Origin of the sequence: Dyadobacter bucti (assembly GCF_005869225.1) — a bacterium.
GTDB lineage: Bacteria > Bacteroidota > Bacteroidia > Cytophagales > Spirosomataceae > Dyadobacter > Dyadobacter bucti.
In genome coordinates, this window is the sequence record NZ_SWFP01000002.1 from 942,087 (window position 1) to 957,563 (window position 15,477).

Annotated in this window: 15 protein-coding genes; 5 read left to right on the forward strand and 10 right to left on the reverse strand. The window is 46.5% G+C overall.

The window, feature by feature from the left end; translation table 11 throughout:
* Positions 1 to 122: 122 nt before the first annotated feature.
* The 4 genes from bla to FBF61_RS08845 form a co-directional block, all read right to left on the reverse strand.
* Entirely contained in the window at positions 123 to 1,007 is an 885-nt protein-coding gene (gene bla / locus FBF61_RS08830) for a subclass B3 metallo-beta-lactamase (protein ID WP_138476830.1), read from the reverse strand.
* 38 nt (positions 1,008 to 1,045) lie between these two features.
* The gene (locus FBF61_RS08835) at positions 1,046 to 1,834 is read right to left on the reverse strand and encodes a 3-hydroxybutyrate dehydrogenase (RefSeq protein WP_138476831.1); all 789 of its coding nucleotides are present in this window, start codon (positions 1,832 to 1,834) and stop codon (positions 1,046 to 1,048) included.
* A gap of 154 nt (positions 1,835 to 1,988) precedes the next feature.
* Positions 1,989 to 2,297: a DUF4974 domain-containing protein gene (locus FBF61_RS08840; protein WP_138476832.1), complete on the reverse strand. Its 309-nt coding sequence runs from the start codon at positions 2,295 to 2,297 to the stop codon at positions 1,989 to 1,991.
* A 957-nt stretch (positions 2,298 to 3,254) separates the two neighbouring features.
* Positions 3,255 to 4,007: an SDR family NAD(P)-dependent oxidoreductase gene (locus FBF61_RS08845; protein WP_138476833.1), complete on the reverse strand. Its 753-nt coding sequence runs from the start codon at positions 4,005 to 4,007 to the stop codon at positions 3,255 to 3,257.
* A 189-nt stretch (positions 4,008 to 4,196) separates the two neighbouring features.
* On the opposite strand from FBF61_RS08845, the gene FBF61_RS08850 reads away from it, so the two are divergent.
* From FBF61_RS08850 to FBF61_RS35500, 3 genes are all read left to right on the forward strand, one after another.
* Positions 4,197 to 5,108, forward strand: coding sequence for a GntR family transcriptional regulator (locus tag FBF61_RS08850; protein WP_166444473.1), 912 nt, complete (start codon positions 4,197 to 4,199; stop codon positions 5,106 to 5,108).
* Positions 5,109 to 5,186: 78 nt separating this feature from the next.
* Complete coding sequence (locus tag FBF61_RS08855; RefSeq protein WP_138476835.1) at positions 5,187 to 5,447, forward strand: hypothetical protein; 261 nt, start codon at positions 5,187 to 5,189, stop codon at positions 5,445 to 5,447.
* Complete coding sequence (locus FBF61_RS35500) at positions 5,416 to 5,667, forward strand: type II toxin-antitoxin system YoeB family toxin (protein WP_138476836.1); 252 nt, start codon at positions 5,416 to 5,418, stop codon at positions 5,665 to 5,667. Before FBF61_RS08855 ends, FBF61_RS35500 begins: the two co-directional genes overlap by 32 nt.
* Positions 5,668 to 5,669: 2 nt before the next feature.
* On the opposite strand, the gene FBF61_RS08865 is transcribed toward FBF61_RS35500, so the two are convergent.
* The 3 genes from FBF61_RS08865 to FBF61_RS08875 form a co-directional block, all read right to left on the reverse strand.
* On the reverse strand, positions 5,670 to 6,584 hold the full coding sequence (locus FBF61_RS08865; RefSeq protein WP_138476837.1) for an AEC family transporter: 915 nt from the start codon (positions 6,582 to 6,584) through the stop codon (positions 5,670 to 5,672).
* On the reverse strand, positions 6,568 to 8,088 hold the full coding sequence (locus tag FBF61_RS08870) for an FAD/NAD(P)-binding protein (protein WP_138476838.1): 1,521 nt from the start codon (positions 8,086 to 8,088) through the stop codon (positions 6,568 to 6,570). The genes FBF61_RS08865 and FBF61_RS08870 overlap by 17 nt, the downstream gene beginning before the upstream one ends.
* Positions 8,089 to 8,194: 106 nt before the next feature.
* Entirely contained in the window at positions 8,195 to 8,740 is a 546-nt protein-coding gene (locus FBF61_RS08875; RefSeq protein WP_138476839.1) for a hypothetical protein, read from the reverse strand.
* 252 nt (positions 8,741 to 8,992) lie between these two features.
* Between FBF61_RS08875 and FBF61_RS08880 the strand changes: the two genes are divergently transcribed.
* On the forward strand, positions 8,993 to 9,427 hold the full coding sequence (locus FBF61_RS08880) for a hypothetical protein (protein WP_138476840.1): 435 nt from the start codon (positions 8,993 to 8,995) through the stop codon (positions 9,425 to 9,427).
* A gap of 24 nt (positions 9,428 to 9,451) precedes the next feature.
* Here FBF61_RS08880 and FBF61_RS08885 read toward each other — a convergent pair whose 3' ends face one another.
* Positions 9,452 to 10,141: a porin family protein gene (locus FBF61_RS08885; protein WP_138476841.1), complete on the reverse strand. Its 690-nt coding sequence runs from the start codon at positions 10,139 to 10,141 to the stop codon at positions 9,452 to 9,454.
* Positions 10,142 to 10,387: 246 nt separating this feature from the next.
* Between FBF61_RS08885 and FBF61_RS08890 the strand changes: the two genes are divergently transcribed.
* Positions 10,388 to 10,996: a DNA alkylation repair protein gene (locus FBF61_RS08890; RefSeq protein ID WP_138476842.1), complete on the forward strand. Its 609-nt coding sequence runs from the start codon at positions 10,388 to 10,390 to the stop codon at positions 10,994 to 10,996.
* A gap of 17 nt (positions 10,997 to 11,013) precedes the next feature.
* Here the strand turns inward: FBF61_RS08890 and FBF61_RS08895 are convergent, their stop codons facing one another.
* Positions 11,014 to 11,796, reverse strand: coding sequence for a phytanoyl-CoA dioxygenase family protein (locus tag FBF61_RS08895; protein WP_138476843.1), 783 nt, complete (start codon positions 11,794 to 11,796; stop codon positions 11,014 to 11,016).
* 322 nt (positions 11,797 to 12,118) lie between these two features.
* Positions 12,119 to 15,331 (reverse strand): PAS domain-containing sensor histidine kinase, encoded by a 3,213-nt coding sequence (locus FBF61_RS08900; RefSeq protein WP_138476844.1) that lies wholly within the window; start codon positions 15,329 to 15,331, stop codon positions 12,119 to 12,121.
* Between the last annotated feature and the right edge of the window lie 146 nt (positions 15,332 to 15,477).

The following is a 15,477-nucleotide window of genomic DNA, read 5'->3' on the forward strand; positions in this document are numbered from 1 at the left end:
GCCGAAGTCCGGGCACCGGCTCAATAGCAAAGGAAATGATTTGCATGCTGCTGAAGTAGTTAACCGTTTCAGCAGCCTTACAAAATGTGTAAGTTTTGAATGGCAGAAAATCGTAAACACCCTTATCCCTGTTTCAGCTTCTCGTCATAATTCTTTTTCAGATCGATAACTGCCTGGTCGTACCCTTTTTTGTCAAAGAAAGCTTCGGGACGGTAAGGATCTCCGGGCTTGTGTTTTTTATGCAGATCAAACTGGCTCGCATGAGAAGAAAGCCAGATGTCAAATGTCTCCTTTTGCATCGCTACCAGCGTTTTCGCATAGTCCTTCCCTACTTCCGGATAACCCGGCATCCCCGAGAGCTTTGTTTCGTCGAGAATACTCGGCATGTTCGCGATCAATACTTTGTACGAGCGTTTGTCATCTTTAACCGTGAATGAAAAACTGGACGCGCCGGGCGTATGCCCTGGATGGTGCAAAAGTCTGATCTGCATACCTCCCAGGCTGACAATCTCCTGATCATTCAGCAATTTGTCTGCTTTTACGGGTTCAAATGTGCTTCCGCCTCCGCCTAATACGTAATCAGAAGCACCGCCGTCGCCCAGGGCCTTTGCATCTTTCTGCTGGATCATCATCTTGGCACCGGTTGCCCTTTTCACTGCGGCCATGCCTCCCACGTGATCATAATGTGCATGGGTGGCCAGCAGGATTTTGATATCCGAAAATTTAAAACCAAGCGCTTCCACGTGTTTCCGGATCATCGGCGCAGATGCTTCAAGCCCGGTGTTGATCAGGATGTGCCCCTGAGGCGTAGTGATCAGATAACAGGACAGATCGTAAGTCCCGACGTAGTACAGATTCCCTGCAATCCGGAACGGCTGATAATCCCTTGACCAGGCTTCCTGGCTGTGAGGCAGGTTCCACGTTTTTTTCTGTGCAGTGGATAACATGGGAGTTAAACAACATCCCGCGATCAGGGAAATTTTGAGGGCTCGTACTATTGTTGGCATAAAAATGATGGTATGCCGCAAAGATAAATCAAACGTCATTACTGAGCCGTATACCCGCCGTCAATAATGATAGATTGTCCGGTAATTCCACGGGCTGCATCGCTGGTCAGAAAAACGGCACATTGGGCGATCTCTTCAGTGCTGATAAGCCTTTTCTGAGGCACGAGGGGGAATATCACCTCTTCTATAATTTTCTCCGGTGTTGTATTTCTGATCTTTGCCAAATCTGCAAATTGACCTCTTACCAGCGCAGTATCCACATATCCCGGGCAAATCGCATTGACTGTAATCCCCCATTCCGCTCCTTCCAGCGCAGCGACTTTGGTAAGTCCGATCAGACCGTGCTTGGCGCTGTTATATGCAACTTTACCGGCAAAGCCGATGAGCCCGTTGATGGAAGCCATGTTGATAATGCGTCCGGAAAGTTGTTTTTTCATGACTGGCATCACATGTTTGATGGCAATAAAAGGAGCTGTCAGCATTATCCTGATCATTTGCTCAAAACGCTCCGTCGGGAAGTCTTCAATGAGCGACACATATTGCAGGCCTGCATTGTTGATCAGAACGTCCAGCCGTCCATGTTCTTTTAATGTAAGATCAATGACCGATTTCAGATCATCTTCTTTTGTTACATCACAGCCGACGCCCGTTACTTTGTATCCCTTCGCCACCAAACCGGCTGCTTTTTCACGGGCTTGATTGTCGTTCAGATCCGTTAGCATCACATAAGCCCCAAGGGCCGCAAACTGCATGGCTATTTCAAAGCCGATACCGCTGGCGGCCCCCGTGATCAGGACTACTTTTCCTTTTAAGCTATCTTCTCCCATTTTTACAAATTATTTACCGATCACAAAAGCGACCGGCAATGCATTTTTACGTGAAGCAAGACAGATTTTTCCGTTATTCTTCCAAATCCGGTTTCTGATATACCGCCTCATTTTTCACCTTGATTTCTATTTCCACCAGGATCCGGACCCGCTGCTACTGACAGCCGGCGGATTCAATAATAATCTGTGCGTCAATTTCCTTGTGGGTGGCGCCGATCGTCTGGCAGACCACGTCAAGCTTGTCATTCAGTGAGTCATGCCCAAACCTGGTGCTGATAATGCAATTCGCCAAGATTTCCTTGTTGTAAATGATCCGGATACCGTACAATGTCTCCAGTTCCTGAAAAACCTCTGAAACCAGAACATCTTCAAAGAGCTTTTTCACATCACCGGCCTCCGCCAGCAGTGGCATAGGTTCGCCAGAAAGATGTTTTAACAGGCTTTCATTTTTACGGTCGAACACGCCCTTTTCATTGGATTAACATAAAAGGACAAAATATTTCAAAAAAAATTTTTGGTAACCAATTTTCACTTCAACATGTAAAAATTACATTTATACTACGCATAAGACAAATGCTTCTCAAATCTCGCTGTAAGGGCTTCTTGCTAATTTGCAGATGAAAACCTACTGAAAAATGGATTCTGGATTTGGAACTCCGAGATCTATTTGATAAGTTCGTGTAACAATTATTACATTGGTGAACACTGTAGCAGTTTCTAAATGGAAGCAATAGATCAATTTTCATCCCTCATCATAGGTATAGCCTGCATGGTCTGTGTTGTCAGTATTATTAAGCTTCTGTACAATATTGCCACTGACAAAGCGGTGACAATTACCAATAAGAAAACCGGCAAATCAGCCCAGATAACGCGTAGATACGACAAAAATCAAATTCGAAAATTAAGCGAAGTTCTTAATTGACACTTTAGATACAAACCACACACTATCACCCTTCAAGAGCAAAGCAACTAAAGTAACAGGCGTATCGATTGTAATATCAGGCTTTGCTAATAAAATCCCAGACCCAGTCCTGAAAGATTGGACGCTGACGTTGAGTCCGGTTTTGGGGCTTACTATCAATGTTTTAGGAAGCTTTGTTTACGCTTACTTTAAGTTTAGATATTCCAAATGGATATTAAACGAGAATATATCTGACCTCCGGCAAAGACAAAGCGAATCAACTTGTTCCGTTAAAGAGAAAAAAGACATTGAAGAAGAAATTGGAACTATCAATAAAGAAATCAGAAAAATAAGATCAAACCTGATCATCAAATTGTAAAAGCTATCGGCTATTTCCGATAGCTTTTTTCATAAAAAGCCCTCTATGTCATCAAACGGGGACGAAACCAGCAGAAAGGAAAGGGCATTTAGCGTGAGCCTCAAAGTCTCAACTTACTACTATTCATGCACCTGGAAATGCTAGTAGGTCGCCCGCCCTCCCGAAAGATCAAATATAAAGCCTGTGGTAAAGCTGGCTTCTTTTGATACAATCCAGGAAGTCAAAGAGGCTACTTCCTCAACCGTTCCGAGTCGGTTCATTGGTATTTTGGCGGTCATGTAAGCCAGCTGCGCAGGATCCGTATTTTCGTTCATTGCCGTGCGGATCACAGCCGGAGCCACTCCGTTTACCGTAATACCGGTTTGCGCATACTCCTTACCTACCCCTTTCACGAGACCTATCACACCGGCTTTCGTAGACGAATAGCCCACCATTCCGGGATTACCTTCTTTTCCGGCAATGGAGGCGATCAGCACGATCCGGCCGTAATTGTGCTTTTCCATAATCTGAACAGCATATTTGGTCATCAGAAAGGTGCCGCGCAGGTTTATTCCATATATCTGATCGTAATCTTCCACAGCATAGTCGGTGATTTTTGTACTGGTAGGACCTACGATCCCCGCTGCGTTGACCATGATATCGAGCTTTCCGTGCATTGCTTCGACTTTCTGCATCGCTGTTTTGATATCTTCCTCCCGGGATACGTTTACTACGTAACCTGTTGCCGCCAGCCCGGTTTTCTCAAATTCCCGGACTGTGTTTTCCAGTAACGCTGCATTGCGATCAAACAAAATGACGTGGCCGCCTTCTGATGCAATGCGGCTCGCAATTGCCTTGCCCAATCCGTCCGCCCCGCCCGTGATGACGGCTACCTGATCTTCAAATCTTTTCATTGTGATTGTTTTACACTAATATTTTTTATACAACAATTGTAATGATTATTTATAAATAAAAATACATTATATTGATATTAATTATAAAAAAACAAAACAATGTAGCTCAGAGGACGCCGGACCTTCACTTTTTTATAAATAAAAATAACTTTGTAACTTAAAAAAAGGGATTACACCATGCCCATTCCAATGTCAGAAGAACACAGCAAGCTCATTTTGGCCTCCAACAACAAACTACTTGATATGCTCGGCAGCTTGCCGGAAGTTCCATGTGGGTTACCGTCCATTTCTACGATATGCAAATCCCTGGATATAAGCCGCACTACTGCTCAGAAACTTTTCGAGATCCTTTGCAAAAAAGGAATTGCCAGGCAAGACGGAACCAACAAGATTTTACTGCGCAGGCCTGTTGACGCCGATTATTTTTCAGCCGAAGAGCGCGGCAAATCGAAGTCTGATCAGGTGGAAAAACTGATCCTTGAAAAACTCTCTGCCTACCAGCTGAGGCCGGGCGACCGTTTTTCGGAACTGGAACTGGCGAGGGAGTTCAATACCAATACCGTAGTGACGAGAGAGGCTTTACTGAAAATCGCGCAAAGCGGAATCATCAAGAAGCATCCGCACCAGAAATGGGAAGTCATTGAATTTTCACCCGCCCTGATCGACGAAATTGCAGCGATACGGATACTTTTTGAGGGATACGCGATCCAGTCGATGCACGTACTTCCTGATGGCGACCCAGTCTGGGAGAAACTGTTTTCTCTGAAAAAAAGGCACCAGAAACTGTTAAAACAGCCTGATATCAGCATTCAGGATATGCGGAGCATTGAGAAGGATTTTCATACAACGATCATCGAGGCCGCACACAACAGGTTTATTGAATCGTCCTACAATTCGGTGTTTACGCTGATCGTGTTTCACCTCTGGCAAATCGGTTATGACCGGGTCAAGATTGAGCGGGTACTACGGCATCACCTCAGTATTCTCGACGCCCTGATCGCCAGGGACTTCGATAAGGCCGGAACAGACATGAAGCTCCATCTCGATCATGCAAAAGATAGCATGAAAAGCGTGAACGAGTTGCTGACCCAGCCGGCGTAACGGCGCTGCTACTCATCTAATTTTTAATGAAGCATATCAAATAGAACACGTATATTGGTGTACCAAAAAATGTGCGCAATGGCAATCATAGAGACAACAAGCAGACAATTTAGAGAGCGGCAAAAAGATTTCTTTGAGTTAGCTGACAAAGGGGAAAAAGTGGTGATCAGGCGAGGAAGTAAACAAACGTATGTGCTTACGCCTATATCTGAGGATGACCTGTATTTCACCCCTGAAGTGATTCAACGGATTAAAGAGGCTCAGCAAGAGATTAAAGAAGGTAAATCTATATCTTTCGACAGTGTTGATGAAATGGATAAATACTTTCAGTCGCTGTAATGTACAGAATTGTTTTATCGAAAAGGCTGAGCAGGATTTATACAGCCTCCTGAAATCAGAGCCAAAGGTCTATAAAAAAGCAATTCTGTTATTAAAAGAGATTGAGCAGCACCCGAGAACAGGCAGAGGTAAACCCATGCTAAAACGGCACGACCTGGAAGGATTATATGCCAGAAAAATTACAGATAAGCACAGACTGGTTTATTATGTAAATGACTGACTTTAAAACAAAAATAAAACGGCCAGCGAAACCAGTACCAGAGAAAAAATAGTGGAAAGGAAAACCAGCAGGGACGACTGCTCTTCTTCCGACTTCAGAAACGATGCAAATACAGTTACATTGGCAGCTACCGGAAAAAGCGGCACCAACGCAAGCATGAGGTAATCCGTTTTTTCTAGTTTTTGGAAAATCAGGTATTCGGCCAGAATCACCAATCCGACAATCACCGCAGCGGCCAAACTTCTGAATCCGACCAGCTTTGCATAATAGCCCGGTTTGAGATCTTTAAAATTTACATCTGTCAGCTGAAAGCCCACGATCATCATCCCGGCTGCCGAAACCGCAAAACCAACGACGTTGAGAACAGATTTCATGAAATCAGGCGTCTCCACTCCTGAAATTTTACAGATCACCGCCGCCACAAAAACATACAGGAACGGGATGCTCAATACTTTCTTTATGGCTTCACTCTTGCTGAGCTTGGTTTTGGCAACCTGATAATACCCGATCGTATCGCCATACAACGCTGAGCCAAGGTAAATGCAGATCAACGTGCTCACTTCTTTTTCTCCGAACAGTGCGGTAATAGTGGGTATCCCGAAAAATGCGATGTTAAAAAAAGAAAAAGAACTTCGGAGCAATAACGGATTGGTCTCGGACGAAAACCTTCGGTGTGCAAAAATCGCGACAGGATTCATGGCCAGTGCGAGAATAAAGGTCATAACGGGTAAAATAGAAAGCTTCTGCGCCTCGGCGTCCAGTATGTTAAAGAACACGATCAGGGGCAGAAACACCTTGATCAGCGGCCCGCTGACATATTCGGCTTTGATGTTGAATTTCTTTTTGATCCAGTACCCGATGGGTATGAATGCCATCACCGGCAACAACTCCGAATATAGTTTAAGAAGGATTTTCACTGATAAAATGTTTGATAAGGTGCTGGCTCAGACCGCCAATCGTTTTCACATTGAACCACACCGCGTTGACATCCAGCAGCAGACCGTTGGTAATGTGCCCCAGCGCGTAAAACCGGGGAACGGGCCTGCCTTTCAGCATGATCTGCATGTTTTCAGTGTCAATGCTGATCCCACCGGCCTGTTCGGGTTCAATTAATCCTCCTTTCGCAAGATTTTTGATGAGCCCGGACTTCATGTCCTTTACCGCGGAAGCCGGGCCTGTGGCGTTGATCAGGTACTTTTCTGTTTTGCTTTCATCGCCGTAACTGAGCAGAAAATGTTTTTTATTTTTTTGAAAGACCACCTTTTTCAAGTCAGACAAAACACTTAACTGACCGCTTTCAAACATCTTAATCACCCGCTCCGCGTTCACCAGAGGCATACCGTGACGGTTTACCGCCCAATAGCCGCCCAGCCACTTTTTAAACTTTATCTTTTCGGATTCATCCAGCATTTTCCACATTTCAGAACTCTCATACCGGAGTGCGTATGGAACATTCATCAGGGCGTCGCCTCCGTTTCTGGCAATTGCGATGTCCTCTTTCAGCAGCTTCCCAGCCGGTTTTCCTACTCTTTTGGTTTTTTCCCAGTCAATCTTTCTGCCCGCATAACTTTCCGCTTCCTGCATAAACAACCTGAAAACTTCGGTAATGGACGGATTTCTGAGCATTTCTCGCTGAATGCGGTGCAGATTTCTGATCGTGAGGTACCGGCAGGAATAAGGCTCCGGTTTTTCTACCTGGACCCGTGGAAGAAGCCCGTCGAGGGAGTAAAATGTGATTTTGCCTTTGTGATCATTATCCGCCAGCGTCATCAGCGCATCGATCGCACTCAGGCTTGATCCCAGAATCCCCACGTCGGCTTCACGGGGCACGTTTTCCAGTATGTCAGAAGATGGCCAGGGAGAACCGAAATAGTTTTTTTGACCATCCAGATCGGGATAGTTATTGGCGACAGGGGTTCCCGGCGCGAGGATCAGATAATGACAAAAATGTGTCCCATCACCGGACAAATGCACTTTAAATCCGGATTTCAGAAGTGTAACATCCGTCGCGCTGGCACGGATCACTTCCACCTCCATTCCTTCCTGTTTTGCCAGCGCAAAATAATGTTCGAACTGTTCTTTCAGGTAGTCGCCATACAGCCTGCGGGTCGTGAAAGCTTCGTCCTTACCTTGATTATCAACCACTTCCTCATCGACTTTGGCTTCATGCGTGATTAGCCAGTCGCTGAAATGCTGAGGTTCGGCCAGGTGTATGCCCATCAGGTCCGCCTGAGTATTGAGAATATGTCCGGGCTGTTTGGTCCCAAAGGCAAGTCCCTTCCCTACCTCGTCGTTTTCCTCGATGATCGTGATGCTGACTTTATGGTGCTGACCGGCAATGCGTAACTGTAGAAAAAGCTCGGTGAAGGCAGATATTCCGCAGGCGCCTCCGCCAATGATTGTAATATTAACTGAACTCATGCTATTGTTTTTCGTGTAAATTTCCGGGGCTTTCACTTCGGATGCCGGTTTACAGTTAAAACAATCGTGCTATCCGGTTATGAGGGTTAAGTTCGCTTCCTGTTCCTCAGTCGAACTCAGTGTAACCGTCGTCGCCGAGGATATCATGACCGTTATTATCCCGAAAATCTTTTATAATCGCTCTTTTTTCGGCTTTGTTGCGCGGGTCCACACTAATGATGATGCCGCCCTCTTTCATGTGCCCGCCATAGGAATCCACATGCGTTTCAGGAACGCCTGAGCTTGATATAGCTTCACTGCTTGCCGCTGGCAATGAACCTGACGCGTACCCCGAAAGCCTTTTTTGCAGGGTATTGGAAATAGCGATACCGAGCTCAGGCAGGGATATCATGGAAGTGATCGAGATAATCACACCTGAAAAAGCGTTTGCGGCCCGGCTCAGCGCGGACTCATATTCCGGTGCTTCCTCGGCTGTGGACGGATCCGGATTCTGATATTTGTTCAGCGTTTCGTCCGACATCAATATCGAAATATCGTCCGGCGTATGGCCGCGTTCGAGCAGGTTGTGATAAGCCCGGTCGGCATCTTCCTTGGAAAAAAACACCCCGGAAACAGTTCCCACGGATCTTGATGTGAAACCAGTGTTTTCCATTTATAAAAGTTTTTTTGAGGAATAGACGCCGGAATTGACGGTCTATTTTTAATGGTTTGTATAAAAAAACTATTCCCGCGCCAGGCTTACCAAACTTTAAAACAAGAGCTGGCAAGCCCGAAGGAAACAAGATTACCAGGCAACTAAAGATTAGTTTTCAGCTCAATGCTTCTTCTCTGTTATTCAACACCGGTTACAACGCTTAGCTTGTTAGCCAGCATCGGTTACTGTTTTGTTCAAAACAAACAAATCATGAATCCGACAACAAGAATCAGGAAAAACAAATGGCCTCCACTTCTTCTATCGCTTGGCTTGGGAGTGTTGTTGTTTTTTGTAATGTTTATGATTTATATAGACGCAGCCCGGGATGATGAAATCGCGGCAAATCATCCGCAGGTATATATGAAGGTTACAGGCAGGGAACGAGGTGCGGGGACACTCAAATTTCCCGACCACATATACGCGGAGCACCAGGGCAAAAAATACGATTTCACCTGTGGCAGAAAGTTTTTCCGTAAAACGATGGCGGCAGACAGTATCGCAGCCCATCTCGATGTGGCCCGCGGGGAAGCAGCTCTCCCCGGATCAGGACGTGTCAGGCATCTGGCTTTCTTACTCGTATGGATTACGGGAATAGGGATATTGGTAATCTGCATGGGAGTTCGGAAATTCATCAAGTCAGGCTGACATTCCGCAGTAAGCCTTATAAGCTTATCTTCGAACCGGTACTGTCACACCAATGTGTACGGACGCGCCCCTGTTGTACATGTCGACCCCTTCGACATATAGTTTTCTGAGTCCCAGGTGATAACGGGCTTCGGTGAATATCTTAAAGGTCCGCATTGGATATGCAATTCCAGCCCCGCCAGCCAGTCCATAGTCGAAGTCGTGAAAATTGTCGTTAGCACTCAAAGACAGTTTCTCGGATCTCTCAGCGATCAACACACCTTCCTGATATTGTCGGTCAACGAAGTCCACTGTAGCTTCGCCAGCACGGAAACGCAATTCAGGTCCCAGGGACAGAATGCCTTCCAATTTACCAATCTTAGGTCTGTACTGAAATAAAAGCGGAAGCTCAATATAGTTTGCGGATATTTTTCCATTAGACTCACTTTTCATGGATATTCCGGTTGACATCAAAACACTTGAAATATCGTATTTGGCGCCCCGCTGGGAAAAACCAGGTTCGATTTGAATGCTTAAAAGCGGGCTTACCGGAACATTGAACATGACCGCAAAATTGGCGCGGGTCCTGGCTTTAAAAGAAATTACATTCTCGGGGCCAAAATTAGCAAAGTTTACACCGCCGCGGATACCGACGTTCAGCTGGGCCTGAGCATCCAGGTAGGAAAACAAAAAAACGGCGGCTAGCGGCAACCACAGATAGGGAGACTTTTTCATAAATTAAGAAATTTGGTTGGAACGGATTAATGCAGAAACGTACACTAACGGTTACCTGATATTCCTGACGTGATAAAGTTCTAAGGAAGAGTTCAAATCAAATTCTAAGTAAACTATAAGCCGTAATCGCAAAACATTAAAATTTTTCGAAAATGCCCCCCCGGCCGGATATATCAGTAAATGTTTTGGCTTTTAAATGAGTCCCCTCGATTTATCACGCCCTTCTCAACTTAAACGCAAAACCAGATGACAGAGAAATTGAAAAAAGTAACAGAAGCTTTGCTGGCAACCGAGCATGGTTTCAAACACATTATGCAGGCTGGTGACGAACTTTTAGAAGAGGGTAGCGGCGATCATTTTACCAATGCACTGAACCTGCTGGAAGATAGCCATTATCAGTCGAGAATGCTCGGCACTTACTTACTGGGGCAGCTTTCGCCCGCTAATCCCAAAGCATTAAAAGTGCTCAGGACGACAGTAGCTGCGGATGAAAACTGGCGGGTACAGGAAATGCTGGCAAAGGCTTTTGATTATTGCTGCTCAGCAAAAGGCTATGAAAAATCGCTGCCGCTGATCAGGGAATGGCTCAGCGACAGCAATGCCAATGTCAAACGTGCCGTGGTGGAAGGACTCCGGATCTGGACCAGCCGGGCCTATTTCAAAGAGCATCCCACAGAAGCCGTTGCCCTGATCAGCGTTCATAAAAGTGATGACAGCGAATACCTCCGCAAATCTGTGGGCAATGCGCTCCGCGACATCAGCCGCCAGCACAAAGAGCTCATCGCCTCCGAGCTCCGCCACTGGGATGTGTCAGACAAGAAATCGGCATTTACGCGAAAGTTGGTTGAGAAATAACAAAACTGACTGGTGAATTACTCGCCCAGTGCCAGACGTATAGCGCTTTCGACTGGTGCATACCCGGTTCCCGAACCCGAAATCGTTAACTCGCTGCGCAGACGCAAGGGTGGCTGCGCCATAAACTTAGGGGTACGCCCATGGTGGGCCTGGGCGGCGTGGACAAGGAATGGATGACATAAATAAATGCATCCCGCTTTTCCCGTCGCAAGCATTTCATCTCTCCGCGGCAAACTCGCCAGCCTGCCTGCAAGCTCCATGAATGCAAGCCCCTGCTCTCCCTCTCCCTCGAGCAGTCTTGCCACATCCAGATGCGAACCCTTATAGATGATGGTCGGCGCGTCCAGTTCGCTCACATCTGAATAGAGTACGAGCATGAGTAGCGCCCTGCCTTTGGATTTTACATTAATGCGCCATTCCATATAGTTGGACGGGTCTTCTCCCGGAAAACTGGCATCAACGTGTTTGCCGGTATCATTTGCGTCTTTATCAGAAGGAAACCTCACAGGAAACGTCCCTACGCTCATGCACGGCAACCATTTGCCTTCACCGATTAACTGATCAAAAATACTGTGTAGTCCGGAACTGTTGACCGAATCTATGAACGGCTGCTGCGAATACATCCCCAAACGGATGACAGGCTCCGTCCAGGTCTCCGGGTCAGATTTTTTACAGGGAAGATCACCCCACAGGATTTCCAGGGCCGCTTCTGCTGTATCGGTAGCAAATGCATGATCGATCCGGATAAAACCATCATTAATAAATTGCTCTATTTGTTTTTCGCTCAATATTTCCGACATGATGTTTATATTTTGACAAAACGGCAGCACAACAGCAATGTGTCGCACGGCAATTTTGAGTTGGTAGCAAAATTTAAGATTTGTATAAAAAGATATCAGGCACTGAACTGATGGCCAGTGCTTCGCCCCGGAGAGTAAGGAGCAAAAGGGGTTTTATAACATCACGGTCATTCTCATGTTTACAAAAATAAAATTTTCATGCAAACAGACAAAAAACCGTTACAACTCAATTTTAAATATCTTTTGGCAGATATCCGAATCCCTCCATGAAATCCGCTTTGAGCAGGGCATATAGGGCGGTTTCAGAGACTGCGGACTTTCCCTAGGCCGGCAAATAAACGCTGAATACAGAACCTTGACCGATCCTGCTTCTGGCAGAAATTGCCCCGCCATGGTTGCCGACCACTCTCTCGCAGATAGCCAGCCCAATGCCCGTACCGGGATATTCTGCCTTGCCATGGAGCCGCTGGAAGATCTGAAAAATACGGGCAGTATATTTTTCGTCAAAGCCTATCCCATTGTCTGAAACATCGATACGGTGGTAGACATTGGAAATATGGCCGGGTTTTATATTTTCATCCATTTCCGAACCTCCAACTTTGGTAGCCGTAATTGTAATTTCCGGGGTAGCACCCGCGTCGTGGAATTTCAGCGCGTTGCTGATCAGGTTCAAAAATAACTGCCCCAACTGCAGCCTGTCACCGACCACAACGGGCAGCTCCCCGACATTCACGACCGCATGACTTTGATGTATGGTAAGATCCACGTCCGCAAGTACGGTTTGAACCACTTCATTCAGCGATGTTATTGCAAATGACTCTTTTTGCGATACGCGGGAAAAAGTCAATAAATCTTCGATCAGCATCGACATCCTGCTTGCTGCTGCCTGCATCCTGTCGAGATATTCCGAACCGGAACCTAACTCGGCTGCAAACCTGCTTTTTAAAAGCCCACCAAATGCCTGGATCTTCCTTAACGGTTCCTGTAAATCGTGAGACGCGACGTATGCAAAATGCTGAAGGTTGTCGTTGGATCGGCTGAGCTTCTCATTCAGGTGAGTCAGCTCTTCATTTGTAGCCATGTATTCTTCGTTGATTGCGGCCAACTCTTCATTCACGGCTTCGAGCTCCTCTGTTCGGAGCATTACCAATTTTTCGAGCGTTCGCTGCAATTCCCTCTCGACAGTCACATCCTGTATATTGCCATTGATGCCGGAGATCTCACCGTTATTGTTATAGATCGCTGTACCCGCCGCATGCAGGATGCGTTCGGTATGGTCAGCAGTTGCATTCAGGGTGAATTCCAGATCATAAGTGTCCCTCACGCCACTTGCACGTGCCTCTTCCGCAGCACGCTGGATCAGAGGCAGGTCCTGATGCTTTACAGCAGCATATATTTTGTCGAGAGTCACCGCGTCATCCCCGGTAATAGAAAACCAATCTCTTAAACGGCCTGAAAACTCTATTGCACCGCTCGGCAGATCAATCTGCCATGTTCCCAACCCTGCCAGTTCCACAGCATCACGAAGCCTTCTTTCCGCCTGCTCAATGTTTTTTCTTGCCCGTACCTGCCCCGTAACATCAGTAGCGATTACCAAAACGCCTGATACAGTATCATTCCTTTCCTTTCTGGGCTGATAGGTCATATCCACGTAAATGGTGACCAGTTCATCGTTACGGATTATTTGCACCGGTCGTTCGCTCGCTGTGAACGGAATGCCGGTTTCAATTACACTCCTTAATAACTCCTGAAACCCTTGTCCCTGCAGTTCCGGCAAAGCCTCCAATAATGATTTCCCGATGATCTGGTCTGCGGGACGCCCTACCAGATCTCCGTAGAATGGATTGGCCATGGTAAAAATGAGGTCTTTTTCACTAATCATGGCGATTGCGACCGGTGATTGCTCAAACAGGGCAAGAAGCTCCATCTGGCTTTGCTCGATCCGCTTGTGCTCCATAACTTTCTCCGTCACATCAGTAGCAATGTCAAGAATAGCATATACTTCGCCCTGCTCATTAAATAACGGAGAATAAGTGATATCATAAAAGTTCCGGGTCATTATTCCCTGTTTTACAATATCTACCTGCGTACCAAATCCCTGGTACATAGTGCCTGACGTGTACACATTGTCAAGAATCTGAAGAAACGGCTGATTTTCCAGCTCCGGCATAACTTCCCTGAGCGGCTTGCCGGCAATGTCCGGGCCTTTACCCACTATGTCGATAAAGGATTGGTTAGGCATTTCCACAACCAAGTCTCGGCCAGTGAAAACACCTATTGCAGCCGGGGCGTTGGCAATTACCGAACGCAGTTTGCCTTCACTTTCCTCCAGTGCTTTCTGGCTCAGCACTCTGGCCGTTACGTCAATGGAGATATTAATAATCGTATATACCTTCCCGTCCTTGTCAAACAGCGGCTTGTAAGTAAAATCAAAATAGTAAATACCCAATACTCCATCTACTTCAATATCAACCCTGGCATTGTGGGCGACGTGCGTTTTGCCGGTTGCATAAATATCAGCCAGTAACCCATGGAACGGTTGGCCGTCCAGTTCAGGCATGGCCAGCCTGAGCGGTTTTCCGATTACCGACATATCTTTCCCCCAGTAGGTAACCATCGGCTGGTTGGCCATCTCGACAATCATATCCTCACCTGTAAAAAGGCAGATTGCCACCGGCGCCTCCTCGATCAGCGAGCGGAACTTTGCTTCGCTCGCCTTCAGATTCTGTATCGCGTTAACTTGTGCAGTAACGTCGACGGCGGTATTCAAAATAGCGTATACTTCGCCTTTTGTATTAAAAAGGGGCTTATATGTAAAATCAAAGTAATATGTGTTCAGCTGCCCCCCGGTTTCAAGCCGGGCCGCTACACCTTTCGCTTCATAAAGACGGCCGTGGGTGTAAACCTCTTTCAGTATCTTTAGAAAAGGCTGGCCTGTGAGCTCAGGCATAGCCTCCAGCAACGTTTTGCCCATCACTCCCCCGTCTTTTCCCCAATAGGAAATCATCACGTCGTTCGCCACCTCAATTCTCATGTCTTCCCCGACAAACAAACCTGTTGCCACAGGTGCCTCTTCGATAAGGCTACGGAACCTTTCCTCACTGGCTGCGAGGCTTTTCTGGCTTTCGATATGGCTGGTAAAATCCATCACAACCCCGGAAAGCCTTTTGATATTTTCGCCTTCATGAACACTGTTCTGGCCTTTGAAATTAATCCAGCGAACCGCAGAACCTTCACTGTTGACGGTCCTGAAAACTACATCCAGCGACTTGCCGGAGTCGGCATTAATGGCGGAAGTAAACTCCTCGTCCACGCGCGCGCGGTCATCCGGGTTGATCTGCGCCAGTATTTTTTCAAAAGGGGTTATATGCTCGAAATGATGTCCAAATATAGAATTGAAACGCTCGCAGCTCAGAAACCTGTTTCCCGAAGGATCAAGCTCCCAAGTCCCGACCATCGCTGCAGACAGCGCAGCCCGAAGTCTTTTAATCTCACTATCACTATCTGGGTTGAAGGGTTGGTAAACACCGGTCATTTAATAAAAAGGTTTGAGCAATCAGATCGACGGCTGGCCAGAAATATTTGCAAATAAATTATTAAAACTGTACCAGATAGCTGTAAAACAAGAAATGTACCCTTCTTCAGGGTACATTTTCACACTTTATATGTAAATACCGGGAA

Excerpts from the sequence above, each read along its gene's own strand:
- bla (WP_138476830.1), bottom strand. The coding sequence starts at position 1,007 with ATGCCAACAATAGTACGAGCCCTCAAAATTTCCCTGATCGCGGGATGT.
- FBF61_RS08835 (WP_138476831.1), bottom strand. The coding sequence starts at position 1,834 with ATGGGAGAAGATAGCTTAAAAGGAAAAGTAGTCCTGATCACGGGGGCC.
- FBF61_RS08845 (WP_138476833.1), bottom strand. The coding sequence starts at position 4,007 with ATGAAAAGATTTGAAGATCAGGTAGCCGTCATCACGGGCGGGGCGGAC.
- FBF61_RS08850 (WP_166444473.1), top strand. The coding sequence starts at position 4,197 with ATGTCAGAAGAACACAGCAAGCTCATTTTGGCCTCCAACAACAAACTA.
- FBF61_RS08855 (WP_138476835.1), top strand. The coding sequence starts at position 5,187 with ATGGCAATCATAGAGACAACAAGCAGACAATTTAGAGAGCGGCAAAAA.
- FBF61_RS35500 (WP_138476836.1), top strand. The coding sequence starts at position 5,416 with ATGAAATGGATAAATACTTTCAGTCGCTGTAATGTACAGAATTGTTTT.
- FBF61_RS08870 (WP_138476838.1), bottom strand. The coding sequence starts at position 8,088 with ATGAGTTCAGTTAATATTACAATCATTGGCGGAGGCGCCTGCGGAATA.
- FBF61_RS08875 (WP_138476839.1), bottom strand. The coding sequence starts at position 8,740 with ATGGAAAACACTGGTTTCACATCAAGATCCGTGGGAACTGTTTCCGGG.
- FBF61_RS08880 (WP_138476840.1), top strand. The coding sequence starts at position 8,993 with ATGAATCCGACAACAAGAATCAGGAAAAACAAATGGCCTCCACTTCTT.
- FBF61_RS08885 (WP_138476841.1), bottom strand. The coding sequence starts at position 10,141 with ATGAAAAAGTCTCCCTATCTGTGGTTGCCGCTAGCCGCCGTTTTTTTG.
- FBF61_RS08890 (WP_138476842.1), top strand. The coding sequence starts at position 10,388 with ATGACAGAGAAATTGAAAAAAGTAACAGAAGCTTTGCTGGCAACCGAG.
- FBF61_RS08895 (WP_138476843.1), bottom strand. The coding sequence starts at position 11,796 with ATGTCGGAAATATTGAGCGAAAAACAAATAGAGCAATTTATTAATGAT.
- FBF61_RS08900 (WP_138476844.1), bottom strand. The coding sequence starts at position 15,331 with ATGACCGGTGTTTACCAACCCTTCAACCCAGATAGTGATAGTGAGATT.